The organism is Paraburkholderia sejongensis (assembly GCF_020880815.1).
GTDB classification, from domain to species: domain Bacteria; phylum Pseudomonadota; class Gammaproteobacteria; order Burkholderiales; family Burkholderiaceae; genus Paraburkholderia; species Paraburkholderia sejongensis.
This window is the reverse complement of the sequence record NZ_JAJITD010000011.1, coordinates 230,173-250,465: the sequence shown is the minus strand read 5'-3', so window position 1 is coordinate 250,465 and position 20,293 is coordinate 230,173. Positions and strand designations below refer to the sequence as shown.

The following is a 20,293-nucleotide window of genomic DNA, read 5'->3' as shown; positions in this document are numbered from 1 at the left end:
GCGCTCAGCGCGTCGACCACTGCGCCGAATCTCCCCACATACCCAACATCATTCAGGAAACACCGGCTCGCCGAGCGTCAGCATCAAACGGTTCGCCCACGCGAAGATCGCAATCGCATGACTCAGGTCGAGGATCTCAGCGTGAGTGAGGCCGTTTTCCTCGAGTGCCGCGATCGAGGCCGCGTCGATCGCATCGGGATGCAACGTCAGATCGATCGCGTAACGGATGATGGCCCGTTCGCGCGCCGTGGTGCCCGCTGTATGCGGGTCGGCAAACACCTGCTGAATCACGTCGTCGCGCCTCGCGAGTTGCTGGAAACGCTGCGCATGCACCGAAGCGCAATAGACGCAGCCGTTCACCCGCGACACCACCGTACTGGCAAGTTCGCGTTCCGCGCGCGACAGGCCGCCCGGCGCATACATGATGCTGTTGAACGCGCCGGAACGTTGCCGCAAGATTTCCGGCTCATGCACGAGCAGCAGATAGTAGTCGGACGTCTTCGCTTGCGGATGGCTCTCTTCCAGCACGGCCGTCTGTTCGGGCGTGGCCTCGGCGAGTGTCACCGTATCGAGCCATGCCGACCAGCCGAGCTGCTGCGACCTGAACCCCTGTGACGCGCTCATGCCGTGGCCTCCAGTGCACGCAATGCGGCGGCGAGCCGTACCTGATACGTGACGAACGCGACGAGCTGCGAAAGCGCGACGATGTCGGGCGTGGACAGACCCGCCTGTTTCAGGCGCAGCAGTGCGGACCGATCGGCGCTTGGGCTGAGGGTGGCAAGCGCATGCGTGTGCGTGAGGATCGCGCCGAGTCGGGTATCGGCGGCGTTCGCATGCGTCACGCCATCAGCGACGAAGCGGTCGAGCGCCGCAATGGCGCCGTCGGCCGACGAACCCGACGCAAGCAGGCGTTCGCGATATGCACGCGCCGCTTCGGGCGCCGCCGACAACCCCGCTGCATAGCTGGCGGCCGCGAGCCTTTCGGCGAGCGAGAGCCCGGTGGCGCGCGCATCGAACAGCGCGTCGAAGCTGCCTTGCGTATAGCGCGTGGCGTCCGCGCGCGCGGCGCGCAGCGCGGCGACAGCGCCTGCCGGGGCGATTCCGGCCAGACGCGCGGTGTCGTCTTCAGGTGCCGGCGTCGGCTTCACTTCTGTTGTCATGCGAGATCCTTTGGAGAGGTGTTCACGATTCGTCGATGACGGACACGGCGTCCGCGTCGGTCCATTCGTCGCCGACGAGCTCGGCCTTGTCGAATGCCTCGAGCGCGGCGTAATGGCTTTCGCGGTCGGCGTCGAACAGCATCGACGCGATCGCACGCGCGAGCCGCTGCGCGCCGTCGCTGATGGCGGGAATGTCGCCCGCGACCTTGCCGTGCGAGAGACTCGCCGCGTGATTGAAGCAATGAATGCGGGCAAGTGCGGGACAGGCGCCGGGCACGCGTTCCTGAAACGCAAAACGACCATCCAGATCGGGCGACGATGCAAGCTCCTCGTTGTCGAGGCCTGCACCCGGATCGAAACGATCGCGCCAACGCCTCACGTGCGGCGCAATGGTTGCGAACTCGTCGCGGGTGTCGATCTCCGAATGAAAGCCGGTGGCGAAGATCAGATAGTCGAGTGGATAACGCCCTTTGGGGGTGTCGACTACAAGCTCGTCAGCAAGAGCGGCAGCGTGCGTGAGCGGGCTGCCCAGATGCAGATGCGCGTTCGCGTGGCGAGTGACACGCAGCACGCTGTCGCGCGGCGGCGGGGTCTGGCTTTGCGCCGAATAGTGAAGAAAGCGCCACTTCCATTGTTCCGGCAGATGCATGAAACCATGCACCAGCCCCGGGCTCCCAATCCCCGTCAGCTTATTGATACGCGGTAGTTCGCTGCGGCGGATGAACATATCGACGCGCGCCGCACCCGCTTCGAGCGCCGTTGCTGCGTTGTCGAATGCCGATGCGCTCGCACCGACGATGCCCACTCGCCGTCCGCGCAACGCGTCGAAATCGATGGCAGCGGACGAGTGTGCATGGCGATGCGCAGGCAGATGCCGTGCAACGGCCGGCACATATGCGCCGCCGAGACCTTCGCGGCCGGTGGCGAGCACGACGTGGCGCGCCAGCACGGTGCGCGCCTGCGCGCCGTCCGACGTGCGCGTGTCGAGCGCGAGCAGGCCGTCCTCGCGGGGGCGAAGCTGGACGATGTGCGTGTCGTTGACGACGGGCAGCGCCAGCACCGTTCGATACCAGCGCAAATAATCTATCCATTGGGTCCGCGCGATCTTGTTCAACGCGTCCCATTGGTCGCGTCCGAACTGCGCTTCGTACCATGCGCGAAACGTTAGCGCGGGAAAACGCAGTGCCGGCCCGGTCAACTGCTTCGGCGAGCGCAAGGTATTCATTCGCGCGTAAGAAACCCACGGGCCTTCGTGTCCCGCGGCCGCCTTATCGAACAGTTGAATGTGATCGATGCCGAGCATGCGCAGTTCGGCGGCAGCCGCGAGGCCCGCCATGCCGGCGCCAACGATCGCGACGTCGAGCACCCGTTCGTTTTCCGTAAAGCGCGGCGGCACCCACGCAGGCGCGGGCAGTTCCAGCCACGCGAGGTCCTCGCGCAGACGTGCTTCAAGCGCGGCGAGGCCTCCGCCGTGAGCGGGCGTTGTCTGTTCACTCATGCGGTGGCTCCCGTGGATTTGCGGATAGTGCGTTTGCTGCTCGCCGCATCGCGGTGAGCGGGACGCGACAGCAACGCATCATGCTGTGCTGCCGGATGACGCAGCGCACCCGGCAGCAGTTCGTGCGAGACCCGGTCGATTGCTTCGATCAATGCGTGCATCGCGGGCGTGACGGGCTTGCCCGCAGCCGTGACCACGCCATAGTAGAACGGGATATTCGTGTCGATCGGCCGCACGACGACCCCCCGGACCGGCGTACCGAAGGCCGTGGCGGGATCCACCACCGCCACCGCGAGTCCTGCCTGCGCGGCCATCACGGCGTTGAGCGACGCGTTGCTCTCGAATGCCACCGTCGCGACGAGCCCGGCCGCGTCGAATCCAGCGTCGATCCGGCGGCGCAACCGGTAGCGGTTGGCGACCGTCGCAATCTTGCGCGCTGTCAGATCGTGCAGAGAAATGACAGGCGCGTCGGCCAGCGGATCGTCGTCGCTGACTACCGCCACGCAGGGCGCTTCGATCAGATAGTGCAGGTCGAGCGCGGCATGCTCCAGCGGCAGGGTGGCGATGCCGACATCCACCGAACGCGACAGCAGCGCTTGGACCACCTGCTCGGCGGACGCGCTGCGCAACTGGGTTTCGCGCGCCGCGGCATCGGGTTCGATTGTCGAGATGGCGCGCGGCACCAGCGCGGCCGCGAGCGCGGGCGTGGCGGCGATCCTTAACGGCGGCGCCTCGTCTCGCCCGATGGAAAGCGCACTGGCGCGAATCCGCTCGAGACCGACGAGCATGCGTTCGACTTCCGCGTACAGCAGAAATGCGCGCTCTGTCGGCGTGACGCGCGGCCCTTTGCGATCGAATAGCGGATAGTCGATCTCCTGTTCGAGATCCTGGATCATGCGCGATACCCCGGGCTGCGATCTTCCAAGCAACCGCGCGGCTCCGGTCACGCTGCCCGCCGACATCACGGCCGAGAATGCTTCGAGTTGATGCAACTCCATACGCGATTCCGTTCATGTGGTGGATGCATTGTAGGAGCGCTTGCATGCGTGGTTCTTATAATAAATTCGGCTTTCAAAAGAACAGGATGACCAAAAGCAGGGCGGGCTCGAGTCCGATGGGATTCAAAATAAAACGCAGTGCGGGAGCGGCAAAGCCTTGTCGCGCGGTGCGTCGCGGCCCCACGGCAGCGATCTTCCGAGCGTCACGATGACGCTTCGCGCAGCAATAGATAAGCATTCCACTGAAAAACACATAACGATTGACGCTTATGTTGTTTGGTTCGCTTCTTTCCGACATGGTTACATCGCAACAACATCATCTGATAGCGCGAGATCGACATGTCAAAAGAGCAGAAGAGGGGAAAGCGCCGTGTGGCATTGGGCCGTATCGCGGGAGTAATGGCGCTCGGCGTTGCATGTGTATTGCCGTTGATGAACACGAGCACCGCGCATGCCGCAAGCGATCCCTACTGGGTTGGCGTGACGGGGCCGCTGAGCGGCCAGGACGCGCAGTACGGCGAGCAATGGAAGCGGGGCTTCGATCTCGCGCTCGAGCAGATCAATGCAAACGGCGGCATCAACGGGCATCCGCTCAATTACGACTTCGAGGATAGCCGCAGCGACCCGCGTCAGGCCGTGGCGATCGCGCAGAAGTTCGTTGACGACAAGCGCATCCTGCTCGAACTGGGCGATTTGTCGAGCGGCGCTTCGATGGCCGCCTCGCCGATCTATCAGCGCGCGGGTCTGGTGCAATTCGGCTTCACGAATTCGCACCCTGACTTCACCAAGGGCGGCGACTATATGTGGAGCACGGCGATCAGCCAGGCCGAAGAACAGCCGCTGCTCGCGAACTACGTGACGAAGGGTCTGGGCTTCAGGAAGATCGCAGTGCTCTACCTGAATACCGACTGGGGCCGCACGAGCAAGGACATCTTCGCAAGGGCAGCGGTGGAAAAAGGCGCGCAGGTCGTCGCGGCGGAGGGATATCAGCCGAACGAAAAGGACTTTCGCGCCACACTGACGCGCGTGAAGAGCGCATCGCCGGATTCGCTGGTGTTGATCTCGTACTACTCGGACGGCGCGCAGATCGTGCGCCAGGCGCGCGCTTCCGGCGTGCGCGAACCGATCGCGGCCGTCGGCTCGGTTTACTCGCCGAAGTTTCTCGACCTGGGAGGCGACGCGGTGAACGGCGTCTACACGGAGTCGAATTTCTTCCCCGGCGATCCGCGCCCCGAAGTGCAGAGCTTCGTGCAGCGCTATCGTGCGAAATACAATGCCGAGCCCGATACGTTCGCAGCGCGCGCGTATGACGCGATGACATTGTCCGCCGAAGTGATCCGCCGCTACGGCCCGACCCGAAGCGCGGTGCACGATGGCTTCGCGAAAATCGACAACGTGCCGAGCGTGATCTTCGGCAGCTTCCGCTTCGATCCGCAGACGCGGCGCGTGGCCGGCGCAAAGAACCTCGATCTCGTCGTCAAGGACGGCAAGTTCGCGCTGTGGGACGGCAAGGGCGCGCCGCGCGCGCAGTGAACCGGAATCGCACAGGACTGAAGCTATGGCGGCGTGGTTCGATTACACGATCAACGGGCTGATCGTCGGAAACATCTATGCGTTGCTCGCGGTCGGGCTGGCGCTGATTTTCGGCGTGTCGCATCTGATCAATTTTGCGCACGGCTCGGTGTACATGGTCGGCGGTTTCATCGGCTGGTTGTGCCTCGCGCGGCTCGGTTTGCCGCTGCCCGTCGCTCTCGTTGCGACTATCGCCGGCTGCGCGCTGCTCGGCGTCGTGATCGAACGGATCGGCTTGCGGCCATTGCAGGGCGCGGCGCGTATCGCGCCGCTGCTCGCGACGATCGGCATCAGCTTCGTGCTCGATCAGCTTGCGCAGATTGTGTTCGGACCGGACCCGCGTCCGGTGCCGGGGTCTCTGCCGCAATGGACGGTGGCGCTCGGCGGCGCGACGCTCAGTTCGCTCGACGTGCTGATCGCCGCGATCGGCATCGGCGCGGCTGCCGTGCTGTACGCATTCCTGCGTTTCACGCGGCTGGGCTGGGCGGTGCGGGCGACTGCACAGGACCGCGACGCCGCGCAGCAGATGGGGGTGAACGTGCACGCGGTGAACCGCACCGTGTTCGCGATTGCATGCGGCCTGGGAGGACTGAGCGGCTTGCTGGTCGGCATGTACTACAACAGCATCGATCCGGCGATGGGTTTTCAGGCCACGCTCAAAGGCGTTGTGGCGCTGCTGATCGGCGGGTTGGGCAACGTGCCCGGCGCGATCGCCGGAAGCCTCCTGCTGGGGCTCGTCGAAAGCTATGGTGTAGCGTTGTTCGGGACCAGTTATCGGGATCTGTTTGCGTTCGTGCTGTTGCTGCTGTTTCTGGTGTGGCGTCCCAATGGACTCTTCAGTGCCAGACGCCGGCTGCCGCCAGAGCCTCTGACGGGCACGTTTTCGTCACACGCCAAAGCAGTGCGCATTTCGCCGCGTGTGCTCGGCCTGCTGCTTGTGGCCGCGTTCGTGCTGCCGCTGGTTGCGCCGTTTCCCTATCTGCTGCAGACGCTCACGAACGGCTGGATCTTCGGGCTGCTCGCGCTGAGCCTGACACTCGTGGCGGGCACGGTCGGGCAGATATCGCTGGGTCATGCCGCGCTGCTGCTGATCGGCGCGTATGCGTCCGCGCTGCTGTCGGTCGATCTGGGCTGGTCGCCCGCGCTGACGATACTGCTGGCAGGCGCGATCACGGCCGTGATCGGCACGTTGCTGATCTATCCGTCGTTCCGGCTGCGGGGGCACTATGTATCGATCGCGACGCTCGGTATCGGCGAGATCGTCGGGCTCGTGATCCTGAACTGGGACAGCGTGACGCGCGGGCCGATCGGCGTGACGGGGATCGCGCCGCTGTCGTTGTTCGGCTGGCAACTGTCGGGCGCGCGGTCGGTGTACTGGTTCACGCTCGCCGTGCTCGCGGTGCTTGCCGCGCTCCAACTGAGGTTGCTGCACTCGCATCTGGGCCGCACGTGGCGCGCCATTCGTGAAGACGACGTGGCCGCGCGTGCGTATGGCGTGCGGCCGAACCGCTACAAGGCCATCGCGTTCGCATGCGGCGGATTTGCAGCGGGTATCGGCGGTGGGATTGCCGCGCATCTGTACAGCTACATCAACTACCAGACCTTCGATTCACAGGTGTCGATTCTCGGCCTGACGATGGTCATACTGGGTGGTCTCGGCAACGTGGCGGGTTCGATCATGGGCGCTGTCGCGCTGGTGGGCCTGCCGGAACTGTTCCGATTCGCCGCCGACTACCGCATGCTCGTATATGGCGTGGTGTTGCTGTTGCTGGTGCGCTTCCGGCCCCAAGGCCTGTTCGGTGCCGTCTGAGGAGATAACGATGACCATCCGGAACAGCCAGGCAGCGCCCGGCATCCTGTTCGACGTGCGTCACGTGACGCGGCGTTTCGACGGCCTGACCGCGGTTGATCAGGTCAGTCTGTCCGTCGCCGGGGGCGAATGCGTGAGCGTGATCGGACCGAACGGGGCCGGCAAGTCGACGCTCTTCAATCTGCTCGCGGGCACGGACAAGCCGGACGACGGCATCGTGCGTTTCGACGGCGAAGACGTCACAGGCTTCGAGCCCGAGGCATTGGCGCAGCGCGGCGTGGCGCGAACCTTCCAGCACGGCCGCGTGTTCGGCAATCTGAGCGTGCTGGACAACGTGCTGATCGGCGCGCATGCGCGGCTTGCCATTACGCGGCGCGGCTTGCCGCTGGTGGGCGCGCTGATCGAGGTGTATCGCGCGCTCGTGCCGGGCGCGCGGCTGCGCCACGAAGACGAACAGTTGCGCGACGAAGCAAAGGCCTTGCTGGCACGCTTCGGAACGCGGCTCACGCCACGCATCGATGCACCGGCGCACAGTCTCTCGTACGCAAACCGGCGACGCGTCGAGATCGCCCGCGGGCTGATGCTGCGTCCGCGCATCCTGTTGCTGGATGAACCGACAGCCGGGATGAACGAATCCGAAACCGCGGAGATGCTCGAACTGATCCTTCAACTCAAGCGCGAAGGTCTGACGATCCTGCTGATCGAGCACAAGCTGGACCTCGTGATGCGTCTGTCGGACCGCGTGATCGTGCTGGACGACGGCAAGAAAATCGCCACGGGCCTGCCCGACGAAGTGCGCAACAACCCGCGCGTGATCGAGGCCTATCTCGGGCATCGGCATGTCGGGCAGCAGACGGGCCACGTCGCGCCGGTTGCCGCGTGAGCCATTTCATGCGAGAGAAGAACTGCCTTACGCGAGTCGCACGATGACGGATATTTTGCTGAAGCTGGACAGCATCGACACTTTCTACGCTCAAAGCCAGGTGCATTTCGGCCTCGATATCGCCGTGCCGCGCGGCGAGATCGTCTGCCTGCTGGGCGGCAACGCAAGCGGCAAATCGACCACGATGAAAGTCATCCTCGGACTGCACAAGCCGCGCGCGGGAGACGTGTTGTTCGAAGGTGCGTCCATCAAGGGACTGCCCACCGCGCAGATCATCCGGCGCGGCATTGCGTCAGTGCCGGAAGCACGCCGTCTGTTCGGCGATATGACAGTGCGCGAAAACCTGCTGATGGGCGCTTTCTCGCGACGTGACCGCGACGGCGTCGCGGCGGATTACGCACGGATGCTGGAGCTGTTTCCGCGCGTCAAGGAGCGGCTCGCGCAGCGCGCGGGCACCCTGTCGGGCGGCGAGCAACAGATGCTGGCGATGGCGCGAGCGCTGATGAGCCGGCCGTCGCTGGTCTGCATGGACGAGCCGACCATGGGTCTTTCCCCGCTCTATGTCGACAAGGTGCTCGAGCTGATCCGCGAGATCAATCAGCAGGGCGTGACTTTTTTCATGGTCGAGCAGAATGCCAGCCTCGCGCTGCAGATCGCGCATCGCGGCTATGTGCTGCAGACGGGGCGCGTGGTCCTTTCGGGCGACGCGCACAGTCTGCTTGGCGATCAGCGCATCCGCGATGCCTATCTCGGCGGGGCACTGGCCGCCGAGACGGCCTCGTAGGGCTGCTACGCCTGGGCGGGTCGGCGATACGACTGCCACCTTACGAACGACGGTGCGCGGTACTATCTTCTTCGGCCCCGTCCCGTACCCCCTGTCCCATGGAACTGAAGCAGATCCAGTACTTCATCGCGCTGTTCGAAGAAGGCACGGTCACCCGCGCCGCCAGGCGGCTCAATATCGCGCAACCGGCGCTCAGCATGCAGATCGCCAAGCTCGAAACGGAGATTCGACAGAAGCTCTTCGAGCGTGGGCCGCACGGCATGGCGCCGACCGAAGCTGCGCGCTTGATGTACCGCCTTTACACGCCGATCATGCGCGACATCGATCACGCGCGCGAGCACCTGAGCCGTCGCGATGTCATCGTGACGGGCCGCGTGTCGTTGGGGATGGTGTCGTCGGAGGCGCAGAGCGTATTGCCGGAATCGTTGGCCCGCTTCGATGCGCTTTTCCCGCAAGTCGAAGTCTCCGTCGCCGATGGCTTCAGCGCGCAACTGATCGACGCTGTCGAATCCGGCCGGCTCGATGCCGCCATCATCAACAAGCCGCGCGGACGGCTGACGCTCCACGTAGAGCCTTTGCTCGTCGAGGAAATGATGCTGGTGACGAGCGTGGCGCACGGACCAAGGCTGCCCGACGAGATCGATCTGACGCGGCAGTCGGGCATCGAATTCGTGTTGCCCACGCGCCGCAACGGCCTGCGAGGCGCGCTCGATGCCGCGCTGATGGCGGCCGACGTCGTTATCAAGCCGAAGTTCGAGATCGATCTGCTCAGCACCATCGTGCAGTTCGTCGAGCAGAGCAACGTCGCGACAATCCTGCCGCGCGTCGTCGTGCAGGCGCAAGTGGACGAAGGGCGCTTGCGCGCATGCACGATCGCGTCGCCGCGGATCGTGCGCCACATCATTCAGGTCACGCATCCGAAGCGGCCGATCGGGCCGGCCGCCCAGGCGTTGATCGCGATCATCACCGAGGAGATCCGGCGCGTGACCACGGGATCGCTCGAATGAGCGTGCTCAGGAAGGATGGGGCGCCGCGCCGTTGTCGAGCTTGCCGAGCGTCTCCGGCACCACGAACGCGCCCACCAGAAAGATCACGCTGATCGCGCCGGCGAAGATCGCGAGCGTCGTCGGCAACCGGCTCGCATCCTTCGCGACGAGCGACACGAAGGTCGGCATCATTCCGCCGATCGCGAAGCCGATATTCCACGAAAGGCCCGTGCCCGTCGCGCGGATCGCGGTCGGGAAGCGTTCGTTCAGGAAGATCAGCACGGGCGCGTAGCCGGCGCTGCCGAGCGCGGAAAGCAGCACCGCGTAGACGCCGACCATCGTGATGCTTTGCGCCGTAGGCAGCAGCAGGAACAGGGCCGGCAGCGCCACCAGCCGGATGATGCCAAGCCAGATGAACGCGCCCTTGCGGCCGATGAACGTGCTCAGGTGCCCCGCCGCGACGGACGCGATCACCACGGCCACGCTGCAGATCATCAGAATCCCGGCGGCGGCGCCGTTCGGCGCATGACTGACGACTTTGAGGAAGGTCGGCAGATAGCCCGAGGTGAGGTAGTAGCCGCTGCCGCCGCCGATAGTCAGCAGCAGATTGACGAACAGCACGCTGCGATATTCACGCGAGAAAAGCGTGCGGACCGGCGAGCGCGCCACTTCGACCGTCGCGCTTTTCAGCTGGGTGGCGGCCTTCGCGGCCTTCGCCGCCTTGTCCGCGGCGAGCTTCTTCCAGAGCGGCGATTCTTCGAGACTGTTGAACACGAACAGGCCGAGCAGCGAACTCAGGATGCCGGTGAAGAACATGCAGCGCCAGCCCCATACCTCGAATGCAGCGCCCGGAAAGAGCGCGGACATCGCCAGATAGGTGATCGACGCGAGCAGCGCGCCCAGTCCCGCGCCGCCGCCGCCGATCAGCCCCGACACCGCGCCGCGATACTTCGGCGCGACCGATTCGGTGCCGATCGTATGCGTGGATGCGACCACGCCGCCGACGAACACGCCCTGCACGAGACGCAGCAGCAGGAACAACACTGGCGCGACGATGCCCGCCTGCGCGACCGTCGGCAGCGCGCCGAAGGCCGCCGTCGACACGCCGACGCCGACCACCGCGACGATCATCGCGCCCTTGCGGCCGTGACGGTCCGCGTAAGAGCCGAACAGCGCGGAGCCGAGCGGCCGCATCAATAGCGTCACCGCAAACGACGCGTAGACCGCGGCGAGCGAAAGCATCGCGTGCTCGGACGGGAAGAACAGACGCCCGACGATCGGCGCGACGTACAACAACACGAACAGGTCGAACAGATCGAGCGCCCAGCCCATGCACGACGCCATCACCGCGCCCATGACCTGCCGCTGATTGACCGGAAGCACGGTGGCTCCGCCTTGCGCTGCTACAGACATTTGCATCTCCTTGTGTGCCACAGGCGCGCTTTGTTGGATGCGCGCTCTTGTCGAGGTCGAAAAATTCGTCGCTCGATCAGGTATCAGCTGCCGCGAAACACCGGCTTGCGCTTGCCATGGAACGCTTCGACGCCTTCGCGGAAATCGTCCGACGCGCGCAGACGGCTATAGCAATGGCCTTCGAGTTCGATCGCGATCGACAACGGCGCGTCCTCCGAATCGTTCAGGAGCTTCTTCGCCGTGCGTTGCGCGAGCGGCGAGAATGCGCGCAGTTCATCGACGAGCGCGTCGGTCGCCGCTTCCAGTTCGGCGTCCGCGACGCAATCGACCGCGATGCCCCACTCGTACGCCTGCTTGCCCGGAATGCGGCGCGAGCGCATCACGATGTCTTTGGTGCGGCCGATGCCGACCATCGACTGCAGACGCGCCGAGCCGCCCGAGCCGGGAATCTGGCCGAGCTTCTGCTCCGGCAGCGCATAGAACGTCGTCTCGGTGACGATCCGGAAATCGCACGCGAGCGACAACTCGAAACCCACGCCGAAGCAGAAGCCGCGATTGGCCGCGATCACCGGCTTCGAGCAGCGCGCGGGTGCCGCGATATTCCACGCGAGCTTCGACACGTGTTCGGGCGATGCTTCGAGAAAGCCCTTGATGTCGCCGCCGCTCGAAAAATGCTCGCCGTTCGCGCGCACGACGATCACGCGCACGCGCTCGTCCTCGTCGAGGGCTTCGAACGCCGCGCGCAACTGATCGCGTGCGTGCATCGAAATGACGTTGAACGGCGGCCGATGCAGGATGATGTCGGCGCGCTCGCGCTGCGCGTCGATTTCGACCGAGAAGCCGTCGAGTTCCTGCAGCAGCGTCTGGCCGCGATGGGTGAGATCAGTCATGGTGGGTTACTCCTTGGTGGTTTCTGTAGGTTGAGCGGACTCGCCGCGAGAATCGGGCGTGTATTCGCCCGCTTGCAGCTTGCGGCGCAGGATCTTGCCGACCGGCGACTTCGGAATGTCGTCGACGAACACGTAGTCGCGCGGGCGCTTGAAGTTGACGAGGTCCGACTGGCGGCACCATGCATCGAGCGCGGCGGAATCGACGTACTCGCGGCGCTTGATGAACGCGACCACGCGCTGCCCCCAGCGCTCGTCCTTGACGCCCGCGACCGCGACTTCATCGACGGCGGGATGCAGCGACAGCACCGATTCGATGTCCACCGGTGAGATGTTTTCTCCGCCGCTGATGATCATGTCGTCGACGCGGCCCGTCACGTACAGATCGCCGTCGCGGTCGAGATAGCCTGTGTCCCCGGTGAAGTACCAGCCCTCGCGCAAGCACTTCGCATTCGCGTCGGGGCGATTCCAGTAGCCGTCGAACGCTTCGTCGCCGAGCAGGTCCGCGATGATCTGTCCTTCTTCGCCGACTGCGGCGATCTCATCGGGCGAGAGCGCGTCGAGCTTCACGACGCGCAGCCGCGTATTGATGCCCGCGCGGCCCGCGCTGCCGGGTTTCTTCGTCGCGTCCTGATCGATGCTGAACGTGTAGACCTCGGACGAGCCGTAGTGATTGACGAAAAGCTCCGGCTCGAACGCGGCGCAGAGGCGCTTGAGCAGGCCGTCGTTCATCGGTGCGCCCGCGAAGCCGAGTTTTCTGACCGACGACGTGTCCGCGCTCGCGAACCCGCTGTCGGCGAGCAGATCGTGATACAGCGTCGGCACGAGATAGAGGCAGGTGAGCGCGTGCTTCGAGATGCATTCGAGCGCGAGCTTCGCGCTCCAGCGCCGCACACAGACGAACAGGCCGTCGACGAGCGCCATCGCGAGCAACGAGCGCACGCCCATCGTGTGATAGAGCGGCATCACGCCGAGCGTGCGTTCGCCGCGCCGGTACAGGTTCTGCGCGACGTGCGCGAGCGCGCCCGCGCGTTCATGGCGATGCCGGCGCGGTACGCCCTTGCCTTTGCCCGTCGTGCCGGACGTGTAGAGGATCAGCGAGATGTCGTCGCTGGTGGCGTGCGCGGTGTCGCTCACGTCGCTCACGTCGCCGCTGCGCGTTCGTTCGGCGCTGAGCGCATCGAAGCTGGTGGTGCGGCCGGGCGCATCGTCGAGTCCGACGCGCGGCAGCTTTTGCGCGGCGGCGCTCTGCGCGACGGCCTCCGCGCTGACGGGTTCGAACACGATCGCCTTCGCGCCCGCGTCGGTCACGCAGTAGTCGACTTCGTCCGGTTTCGCCCGCCAGTTGAGCGGCACGATCACGATGCCCGCAAACTGGCCGGCCCAATGCAGCGTCGCCATTTCCCAGCGGTTTTGCAGCACGACGAGCAGCCGGTCGCCGTGTTCGAGGCCGAGTGCGCGCAGGCCGTCGGCGACCTTGAGGATCATGCGATGCCACTGCGCGTACGTCAGTTGCAAATCGCCATCGACTAGCGCGAGCGCGTTCGGACTGCGCTCGACGCTTTGCAGGAACGTGCGTCCGAGATCAAGCATGTTCGGTCTCCTTCGCGCTTGCCGCGGCCCGGCGGCGCGCGGCCACGTCGAGCACCGCGGCCACGATGGGCGTGTAGCCCGTACAGCGGCAGATATGGCCCGAGAGCATCTCGCGCACTTGCTGTTCGGAGGGATCGGGCACGCGCCGCAGATAATCCGCGCACGACATCAGAATGCCCGCCGTGCAGAAGCCGCATTGCAGCGCGTGATGCCGCTGGAACGCCTGCTGCAGGTCGCCGAGCGTCTGGTCGGGCGCAAGGCCTTCGACGGTATCGATACGCCGCCCATCGGCCTGCACCGCGAGCATCAGGCACGAGCGCGCCGCGACGCCGTCGACCTGCACGGTACAGGCGCCGCACACGCCATGTTCGCAGCCGACGTGCGTGCCCGTCGCGCCCAGTTCGTGCCGGATGAAGTCCGACAGCAGTTCGCGCGGCTCGCAAGAGCCGCTTCGTTCGCGGCCGTTCAGCGTCAGCGCGATGCGCCGCGCTTCGCCGTGCCGCATGATGGTGTCCGGTATCTTGCTCACTTTGCCTCCTCGATCACGCGCGAGCCGAGTTGCCGGACCAGATTCCGGCGATATTTCGCGCTGATGTGCGCATCGTCCTGCGCGTTCAGTTTCCAACTCAAATCGTTCAGTGCGCCGCGCAGGTCGTCGCCGCGCAGACGCGGCCATTGCTCCGTCACCGGCCGGTCCGCGACGCCGCCCACGGCAATACGGATCGACTCGTCGGTGACCACGGCCGCGCACGCGACGATCGCGAAATCGCCGTGGCGCGCGGAAAATTCCGCGAACGCGTAGCGCTCGCCGGCCTTGCGCAGCGGGAAGCGCACCGCTTCGACGAGTTCATCGGGCTCGCGCGCGGTCATCAGCATTCCCTGGAAGAAGTCCTGCGCGGCGAGCGTGCGGCGCTTCTTTCGCGAGCGCAGCATCACGTCGCCGCCGAGCGCCGCAAGCACGAGCGGCAACTCCGCGCTCGGGTCCGCATGGGCGATCGATCCGCACACGGTGCCGCGATTGCGAATCTGAAAGTGCGAGATATGCGGGAAGGCCATCGCCAGCAGCGGCGTTTCGTCGGTGAGCGTGCTGCGCCATTCGACGCTGCCTTGCGTCGCCGCGGCGCTCACGACGAGATGCCCCGCCGGCTTGTCCACGCGCACGGCATCGAGTTCGGCGGTGCGCGAGATATCGACGAGCACCTTCGGCTGCGCGAGCCGCATGTTGAGCACGGCCATCAGCGACTGGCCGCCCGCCAGCACGCGCGCGTCTTCGCCGTATTGCGCGAGCGCGTCGAGCGCGTCCTGCGCGCTCATCGCGCGCAGGTAATCGAACGGTGCGGGCTTCATGCGTGTCTCCTGAAACGTGCGAAGAGTCTCGCGATCCACGATCCGTGCGCTTGCACGGGCTTGCCCGCCGCCTGCCGTCCGAGCGATTCGAACAACTGCTTGAGCACGACCTTCGCCGCGCCTTCGAGCATGCGGCCGCCGACCGCCGCGACCTTGCCCGACACCTGCGCTTCGTAGTCGTACGTGAGCCGCGTGCCGCTGCCTTGCGGCGTCAGTTCGACGAGGCCGCTGCCGCGCGCGCTGCCGAGCGGCGAGATTCCCGCGCCGGCGAGCCGCAGCCGGCGCGGCGCATCGATCTCCGACAGGCCGATACGCGCCTCGAAACGCGCCTTGATCATGCCGACGCCGACGGTCACGTCCGCGCGATACTGGTTCGGCGCCGTCTCTTCGAGCGCGTGACAGCCGGGAATGACGTTCGCGAGCGCCCGCGGATCGAGCAGCACGGCGAACACAGCTTCGGGTGTCGCCGGCAGCTCGACCGCGCCCTGCGCCGTCAGTGCGCGCCCGCCGCCCGGCGTCGCGGGCTTGGTGGCGGCCGCTTCGCGATATTCCGGACGCGACGGTTCGGGATCGTCGATGCCGAGCATCGCCATCACTTTGGGGGGCGTGAGCGGCAGGCGAATGTCGTCGACGCCGAGCGCGTCCGCCACCGCATTGGCGATGCACGGCGGCGTACTCATGTTGTTGCCTTCGCCGAGACCCTTCGCGCCGAGCGGCGTGAAAGGCGAGGGCGTCTCCAGATGCACGATCAGCGGATCGGGCACTTCGCAGGTCGTCGGCATCAGATAGTCGGCGAGCGTGCCGGACTGGAAGCTGCCGTCCGCGCCGTAGCGGAACTCTTCCATCAGCGCCGCGCCGACGCCTTGCGCGAACGCGCCGCGAATCTGGCCATCGGCGAGGGCGGGATTGAGCAGGGTGCCGGCGTCGTGCACGGTCACATACCGGTCGATGCGCACGCGCCCCGTCGCGCGATCCACTTCGATCCCGCACATGTCGAACGCGAAGCCATATGCGGCCGAGGTATTGATGCGGTCCTGTTCGTCGGGCGCATCCATGTGCGGCGGCGACCAGAACACGGTTTCGCGCAGGCCCGGCTCTTCGCCCTCGGGCAGGAGCGCGGGCGCCCAGTGCGGCGCATTGCTCGCGGCGCGCGCGAACGGCAGCGCGCGGTCTTCGGCGTCGCGCGGAAAGACGCGCGCGCCCTCGAAGCGCACGTCGCCGGACGCGCAGCCGAACTGCTTCGCGAGCACGCGCGCGAGCTTGTCGCGCACGCGTGTCGCGGCCAGATGCACCGTGCCCGCCACCGCGCCCGCGAAGCGGCTCGAATAATTGCCCGCCGCGACGGACCACGCGTCCTTGTGCGTGTCGAATTCGACGTTGACGACGATGTCCTGCGGATCGAGTCCGAGCACATCGGCGACCACTTGCGCGCACACCGTCATGTGGCCCTGGCCCGCGGGCGTCGATGCGATCGTGACGACCACGCCGCCGAGCAGATCGACGCTGACCGTCGCGCTCGCGATCGCGCCGTTCTTCGGCCCGGCTTTCCGGCGTGCGTCGGCGGGCATCACGGTCGTGATGTAGCCCATGTTCGAGACCGACGGCTCGACGATCGCCGCGAAGCCGATCCCATACAGCCGCCCCTCGTTGCGCGCGGCGTCGCGGCGCGCAACGAGTTCCCGGTATCCGCCCTGGTCCAGTGAACGGCGCAGCGCTTCCGGATAATTGCCCGAATCGAGCAGCGCGCCCGCCGCCGCCCGATACGGGAACGCATCGGCGGGAACGAAGTTGCGGCGATACACGTCGAGCACATCGAGCTTCAGTTCGATCGCGATGCGCTGGATCAGCCGCTCCAGCGCGAAGTACACCTGCGGGCCGCCGAAGCCGCGCACGAGCCCCGTCGGCGTCTTGTTGGTCAGCACGACGCGATTGCGCACGAGCAGATTCGGAATCGCGTACGCGCCCGTCAGGCAGCCGTGCATCCGGTAGAACGTCGCGGGTTCGGGCGCGCGCACATAGCCGCCGACGTCTTCCAACTGATCGTAGGACAGCGCGGCGATGCGGCCATCCGCTTCGACGGCCGCTTCGATCGTTGAAACACGCGCCGTCGCGGAGGTCGCCGCGCTCAGGTGTTCGAGCCGATCCTCGACCCACTTCACCGGTGCGCCCGCCTTGCGCGACGCGAGACACATCAGCACGACATACGGAAACACGGCCTGCTTCACGCCGAAGCTGCCGCCGGAATCGCGCGGGGCTTTGTGACGCAGGCGATTGGCGGGCACGTTCAACGCCATCGCCATGACGGCGTGCAGCGAGAACGGCCCCATGAAATTCGAGGTGACGTCGTAGCCTTCGTCGCCCGACAGATATTCGGCGATGACCACGCCGCACTCGATCGGCGCGCAGGTGTTGCGCGGATAATGCGCGACCAGCTTCACGCGATGCGGCGCGCGCTCGAAGGCCGCTTCGGGTTCGCCGTAGCGGAAATGCCGGTCGCTGATGACGTTGCTGCCGACGCGTTCGTGCAGCACCGGCGCGTCGTCCTGCGCGGCCTGTTCGATCGACGTCACGGGATCGAGGATCGCGTAGTCGACCTTGATCAGATCGAGCGCATCTTCCGCGAGCGCACGCGATTCGGCCATCACGACCGCGACCGGCTCGCCGACGTAGCGCACGCGGTCCATCGCGAGCGCCCACTGTTCCATCGGCGCTTTTACGCCGACGACGAACGGCCGCGACCACGGACGCAAATCGTCGCGCGTGAGCACGGCGCGCACGCCGGCGAGTTTCGACGCGGCTTGCGCATCGATCGACAGGATGTCCGCGTGCGCGTGCGGCGAACGCAGAATCGCGGCGTGCAGCGTGCCCGGCTTGACGGCGATGTCATCGCCATAGCGGCCACGGCCGGTCAGGATCGCCGGGTCTTCGAGGCGCTCCATCGAGCGTCCGATGTGACGCTGCGGTGCGCTCGCTTCGCGCGCGTGGCTGTCGGCGACGCGCGCGTCGAGGTGGGCGAATGCGGGTTCGCGCTGATTCATGCCGTTACTCCTCACGTGCGGCGCGGCTGCCGAATTCATCGGCGAGACCGCTCCAGCGCCGCTTGATTTCGTCGTGCTCGATGCCGAACAGATCGAGAATGCGCCCGACCGTGTGATCGACCACGTCGTCGATAGTCTGCGGATGCGCGTAAAACGCCGGCACCGGCGGCATCACGATCGCGCCCATTTGCGTCGCGAGCGTCATGTTGCGCAGATGCGCGAGATTGAGCGGGGTTTCGCGCGCGACCAGCACGAGGCGGCGGCGCTCCTTGAGCATCACGTCGGCGGCGCGCGTCAGCAGGTTGTCCGCGAAGCCGTTCGCGACACCCGCGAGCGTTTTCATCGAACACGGCGCGATCACCATGCCTTCGCTCAGAAACGATCCGCTTGCCACGGCCGCGCCGATCTCGCGCACGTTGTGCACGACATCGGCGGCGGCTTCGAAATCACCACGCGCGAGACCGAGTTCCTGTGCGGCCGTGAGCGCGCCCGACGACGACACGATCAGATGCGTCTCGTGCGTGCCGAGCCGGCGCAATGCGGCGAGCAAACGCACGCCGATCACCGCGCCGCTTGCGCCCGACATGCCGACGACGATGCGTTTGTTTCGTTCAGCCATGATCGCGCGACAGATAGGCGTCGAACGCGCTGTTGTCAGCGGCGACGAGTGCTTGCAGGTTGACCGTGTCTTGCCCCGGGATGCGCACGCGCGTGAACACATGCGCCGGATAGACGACGGGGCGCGTCGCATCGAGGCCCATCTTCGCGCTGACGCCTTGCAGATGCGCCGGCGCATCGGCGGGCTGACCGACCGTCGTCGACGGATCGAGCGGCGAGCCTTGCGCGCCTGCTATCACGACGAGATCGCGGTCCGCCTGGAAGCGCGTCGCGATCGCCCATTCGATTTCGGCGGGATCGTGCACGTTCACATCGGTGTCGACGACAACGACCTGCTTGATGTCGTAATGCGCGCCGAACGCGCACAGGATCACGTTCTTCGCTTCGCCTTCGCGTTTCTTGTCGAACTGCACGCACAGGTGATAGCGGCACACGCCGCCCACCGACAGATGCACGTCCTTCACGGCCGGATGACTACGCTGAAGATGCGCGAGCAACGTGGCTTCACGCGGAATCGCGCCGAGCAGCAGATGCTCCATTTCAGCGGGCACGATCGTATGAAAGATCGGATCGCGCCGATGCGTGACGGCCGTCGCTTCGATGACTTCGCGTGCTTCCTTCGCGCTGTAGTACTTCGGAAATTCGCCGAACGGACCTTCCGGCTCGCGCACGTTGGACAGAATGCGCCCTTCGATGACGATCTCCGCGAACGCCGGCACGTGCACGCCGTTCGTCACGCATCGCGCGACAGGCAGAGGCGCACCACGCAGCGCGCCCGCGATGTCGAGTTCGTCGTGATCGATCGGCGTGATCGCTTGCGACGCGAGCATCGTCAGGGGATCGACGCCGATCACGATGGCGACGTCGAGCGCATCGCCCGCGGCTTCCGCTTCGCGCTGGAACGCATAGAGATGACGCGGCAGCAGCAGGATCGCCATGCGATCGGGGCCGTGCACCTGAATGCGGTTGATCGAGACGTTCTGCACGCCGGTGCGCGGATTGCGCGCGATCACGAGACCGGCGGTGATGTATGGGCCGTTGTCGTGTTCGCTGTGCGTGGGAATGGGCAGCAGCGCGTGCAGATCGATGCCGCTCGTATGCACCACTTGCTGACAGGGCGCGTCTTCACGTTCAATCAGTTTCGCTGCGAGCGGCGCCGCGGCCGCAGCGGAGAAACGCGCGAGCAACGCCGGTTCATCGACGCCCATCGCTTCCGCGATCCACGCGCGCTTCGACATGAAGCCGCTCACGACCGGCATCGCATGTCCATGCGGCTGCGTGAAAAAAGCGGCTCGTTCGCCGTCGAGGCGCTTTGCAATCGCGGCGAGTTCGTGTTCGAGCGCGACGGGCTGGTCGATCGTCGCGACACGGCCGGTTTTCGCGAGATGCGCGAGCCAGTCGCGCAGCGACAGCGAGCCGGTGTCGGCGTGATCCGGTGCCCAGGTCAATGAGGGAATGCCGTGCGGTGCGGCATCGCGTGTGTTCATCAGCGTCTCCATCTGTGCGCGCTGCCGTGGCAAGCGCCTTGGATGAAGCGTAGCGAGATCACCCCATAAGTTCTAATACCGTTTTTTGATGCGCGAGATCATTGATGCTTATATCGGTGTTCCCCCGGATGACAGCGTTCCTGGCATTCCGTATCAATGTCCCGCTCAACATGCCCGAGCAGCAGGAGCATGAAAAACCGGTGTCCTGCCTGTATGCGA

18 protein-coding genes are annotated in these 20,293 nt (G+C 65.8%); 5 read left to right on the top strand and 13 right to left on the bottom strand.

Annotated elements, in window-relative coordinates:
• Positions 1 to 48 precede the first annotated feature (48 nt).
• The 5 genes from LJ656_RS22555 to LJ656_RS22535 all read right to left on the bottom strand — a co-directional run bounded on the left by LJ656_RS22555 (position 49) and on the right by LJ656_RS22535 (position 3,954).
• Positions 49 to 624 carry a peroxidase-related enzyme gene (locus LJ656_RS22555; protein WP_230511646.1) on the bottom strand — a complete coding sequence of 192 codons (576 nt, stop codon included), beginning with the start codon at positions 622 to 624 and terminating at the stop codon, positions 49 to 51.
• Complete coding sequence (locus tag LJ656_RS22550) at positions 621 to 1,160, bottom strand: hypothetical protein (RefSeq protein WP_230511642.1); 540 nt, start codon at positions 1,158 to 1,160, stop codon at positions 621 to 623. The genes LJ656_RS22555 and LJ656_RS22550 overlap by 4 nt, the downstream gene beginning before the upstream one ends.
• A 22-nt stretch (positions 1,161 to 1,182) precedes the next feature.
• On the bottom strand, positions 1,183 to 2,658 hold the full coding sequence (locus LJ656_RS22545) for a flavin-containing monooxygenase (protein WP_230511640.1): 1,476 nt from the start codon (positions 2,656 to 2,658) through the stop codon (positions 1,183 to 1,185).
• Positions 2,655 to 3,656, bottom strand: a complete 1,002-nt coding sequence (locus LJ656_RS22540; protein ID WP_230511639.1) for a LysR family transcriptional regulator — start codon at positions 3,654 to 3,656, stop codon at positions 2,655 to 2,657. Before LJ656_RS22540 ends, LJ656_RS22545 begins: the two co-directional genes overlap by 4 nt.
• Before the next feature lie 73 nt (positions 3,657 to 3,729).
• Complete coding sequence (locus tag LJ656_RS22535) at positions 3,730 to 3,954, bottom strand: hypothetical protein (protein ID WP_230511638.1); 225 nt, start codon at positions 3,952 to 3,954, stop codon at positions 3,730 to 3,732.
• A gap of 134 nt (positions 3,955 to 4,088) precedes the next feature.
• Here LJ656_RS22535 and LJ656_RS22530 point away from each other — a divergent pair, with 134 nt between their 5' ends.
• The 5 genes from LJ656_RS22530 to LJ656_RS22510 all read left to right on the top strand — a co-directional run bounded on the left by LJ656_RS22530 (position 4,089) and on the right by LJ656_RS22510 (position 9,712).
• Positions 4,089 to 5,189 (top strand): ABC transporter substrate-binding protein, encoded by a 1,101-nt coding sequence (locus LJ656_RS22530; protein WP_230511637.1) that lies wholly within the window; start codon positions 4,089 to 4,091, stop codon positions 5,187 to 5,189.
• A 25-nt stretch (positions 5,190 to 5,214) separates the two neighbouring features.
• Positions 5,215 to 7,038: an ABC transporter permease gene (locus LJ656_RS22525; protein ID WP_230511635.1), complete on the top strand. Its 1,824-nt coding sequence runs from the start codon at positions 5,215 to 5,217 to the stop codon at positions 7,036 to 7,038.
• A gap of 10 nt (positions 7,039 to 7,048) precedes the next feature.
• Positions 7,049 to 7,921, top strand: a complete 873-nt coding sequence (locus LJ656_RS22520) for an ABC transporter ATP-binding protein (RefSeq protein ID WP_230511634.1) — start codon at positions 7,049 to 7,051, stop codon at positions 7,919 to 7,921.
• Positions 7,922 to 7,964: 43 nt separating this feature from the next.
• On the top strand, positions 7,965 to 8,705 hold the full coding sequence (locus tag LJ656_RS22515; protein WP_230511633.1) for an ABC transporter ATP-binding protein: 741 nt from the start codon (positions 7,965 to 7,967) through the stop codon (positions 8,703 to 8,705).
• A gap of 98 nt (positions 8,706 to 8,803) precedes the next feature.
• Entirely contained in the window at positions 8,804 to 9,712 is a 909-nt protein-coding gene (locus LJ656_RS22510) for a LysR family transcriptional regulator (RefSeq protein WP_230511632.1), read from the top strand.
• Positions 9,713 to 9,718: 6 nt separating this feature from the next.
• Here the strand turns inward: LJ656_RS22510 and LJ656_RS22505 are convergent, their stop codons facing one another.
• From LJ656_RS22505 to LJ656_RS22470, 8 genes are all read right to left on the bottom strand, one after another.
• Positions 9,719 to 11,104 (bottom strand): MFS transporter, encoded by a 1,386-nt coding sequence (locus LJ656_RS22505; protein ID WP_230511630.1) that lies wholly within the window; start codon positions 11,102 to 11,104, stop codon positions 9,719 to 9,721.
• An 83-nt stretch (positions 11,105 to 11,187) separates the two neighbouring features.
• Positions 11,188 to 11,994: an enoyl-CoA hydratase/isomerase family protein gene (locus LJ656_RS22500; RefSeq protein WP_230511629.1), complete on the bottom strand. Its 807-nt coding sequence runs from the start codon at positions 11,992 to 11,994 to the stop codon at positions 11,188 to 11,190.
• A 6-nt stretch (positions 11,995 to 12,000) separates the two neighbouring features.
• Positions 12,001 to 13,584: an AMP-binding protein gene (locus tag LJ656_RS22495; RefSeq protein ID WP_230511627.1), complete on the bottom strand. Its 1,584-nt coding sequence runs from the start codon at positions 13,582 to 13,584 to the stop codon at positions 12,001 to 12,003.
• Positions 13,577 to 14,113, bottom strand: a complete 537-nt coding sequence (locus LJ656_RS22490; protein WP_230511625.1) for a (2Fe-2S)-binding protein — start codon at positions 14,111 to 14,113, stop codon at positions 13,577 to 13,579. The genes LJ656_RS22495 and LJ656_RS22490 overlap by 8 nt, the downstream gene beginning before the upstream one ends.
• Positions 14,110 to 14,931, bottom strand: coding sequence for an FAD binding domain-containing protein (locus LJ656_RS22485; RefSeq protein ID WP_230511624.1), 822 nt, complete (start codon positions 14,929 to 14,931; stop codon positions 14,110 to 14,112). Before LJ656_RS22485 ends, LJ656_RS22490 begins: the two co-directional genes overlap by 4 nt.
• Complete coding sequence (locus LJ656_RS22480) at positions 14,928 to 17,969, bottom strand: xanthine dehydrogenase family protein molybdopterin-binding subunit (protein WP_230511623.1); 3,042 nt, start codon at positions 17,967 to 17,969, stop codon at positions 14,928 to 14,930. Before LJ656_RS22480 ends, LJ656_RS22485 begins: the two co-directional genes overlap by 4 nt.
• A 4-nt stretch (positions 17,970 to 17,973) precedes the next feature.
• Positions 17,974 to 18,588, bottom strand: coding sequence for a UbiX family flavin prenyltransferase (locus LJ656_RS22475; RefSeq protein WP_230511621.1), 615 nt, complete (start codon positions 18,586 to 18,588; stop codon positions 17,974 to 17,976).
• The gene (locus LJ656_RS22470; protein WP_230511620.1) at positions 18,581 to 20,074 is read right to left on the bottom strand and encodes a UbiD family decarboxylase; all 1,494 of its coding nucleotides are present in this window, start codon (positions 20,072 to 20,074) and stop codon (positions 18,581 to 18,583) included. Before LJ656_RS22470 ends, LJ656_RS22475 begins: the two co-directional genes overlap by 8 nt.
• Between the last annotated feature and the right edge of the window lie 219 nt (positions 20,075 to 20,293).

Coding starts and splice junctions, on each gene's coding strand:
- LJ656_RS22530 (WP_230511637.1), top strand. CDS start 4,089: ATGAACACGAGCACCGCGCATGCCGCAAGCGATCCCTACTGGGTTGGC.
- LJ656_RS22510 (WP_230511632.1), top strand. CDS start 8,804: ATGGAACTGAAGCAGATCCAGTACTTCATCGCGCTGTTCGAAGAAGGC.
- LJ656_RS22480 (WP_230511623.1), bottom strand. CDS start 17,969: ATGAATCAGCGCGAACCCGCATTCGCCCACCTCGACGCGCGCGTCGCC.
- LJ656_RS22505 (WP_230511630.1), bottom strand. CDS start 11,104: ATGTCTGTAGCAGCGCAAGGCGGAGCCACCGTGCTTCCGGTCAATCAG.
- LJ656_RS22495 (WP_230511627.1), bottom strand. CDS start 13,584: ATGCTTGATCTCGGACGCACGTTCCTGCAAAGCGTCGAGCGCAGTCCG.
- LJ656_RS22485 (WP_230511624.1), bottom strand. CDS start 14,931: ATGAAGCCCGCACCGTTCGATTACCTGCGCGCGATGAGCGCGCAGGAC.
- LJ656_RS22515 (WP_230511633.1), top strand. CDS start 7,965: ATGACGGATATTTTGCTGAAGCTGGACAGCATCGACACTTTCTACGCT.
- LJ656_RS22525 (WP_230511635.1), top strand. CDS start 5,215: ATGGCGGCGTGGTTCGATTACACGATCAACGGGCTGATCGTCGGAAAC.
- LJ656_RS22475 (WP_230511621.1), bottom strand. CDS start 18,588: ATGGCTGAACGAAACAAACGCATCGTCGTCGGCATGTCGGGCGCAAGC.
- LJ656_RS22555 (WP_230511646.1), bottom strand. CDS start 624: ATGAGCGCGTCACAGGGGTTCAGGTCGCAGCAGCTCGGCTGGTCGGCA.
- LJ656_RS22550 (WP_230511642.1), bottom strand. CDS start 1,160: ATGACAACAGAAGTGAAGCCGACGCCGGCACCTGAAGACGACACCGCG.
- LJ656_RS22470 (WP_230511620.1), bottom strand. CDS start 20,074: ATGAACACACGCGATGCCGCACCGCACGGCATTCCCTCATTGACCTGG.
- LJ656_RS22535 (WP_230511638.1), bottom strand. CDS start 3,954: ATGTCGGAAAGAAGCGAACCAAACAACATAAGCGTCAATCGTTATGTG.
- LJ656_RS22540 (WP_230511639.1), bottom strand. CDS start 3,656: ATGGAGTTGCATCAACTCGAAGCATTCTCGGCCGTGATGTCGGCGGGC.
- LJ656_RS22500 (WP_230511629.1), bottom strand. CDS start 11,994: ATGACTGATCTCACCCATCGCGGCCAGACGCTGCTGCAGGAACTCGAC.
- LJ656_RS22520 (WP_230511634.1), top strand. CDS start 7,049: ATGACCATCCGGAACAGCCAGGCAGCGCCCGGCATCCTGTTCGACGTG.
- LJ656_RS22545 (WP_230511640.1), bottom strand. CDS start 2,658: ATGAGTGAACAGACAACGCCCGCTCACGGCGGAGGCCTCGCCGCGCTT.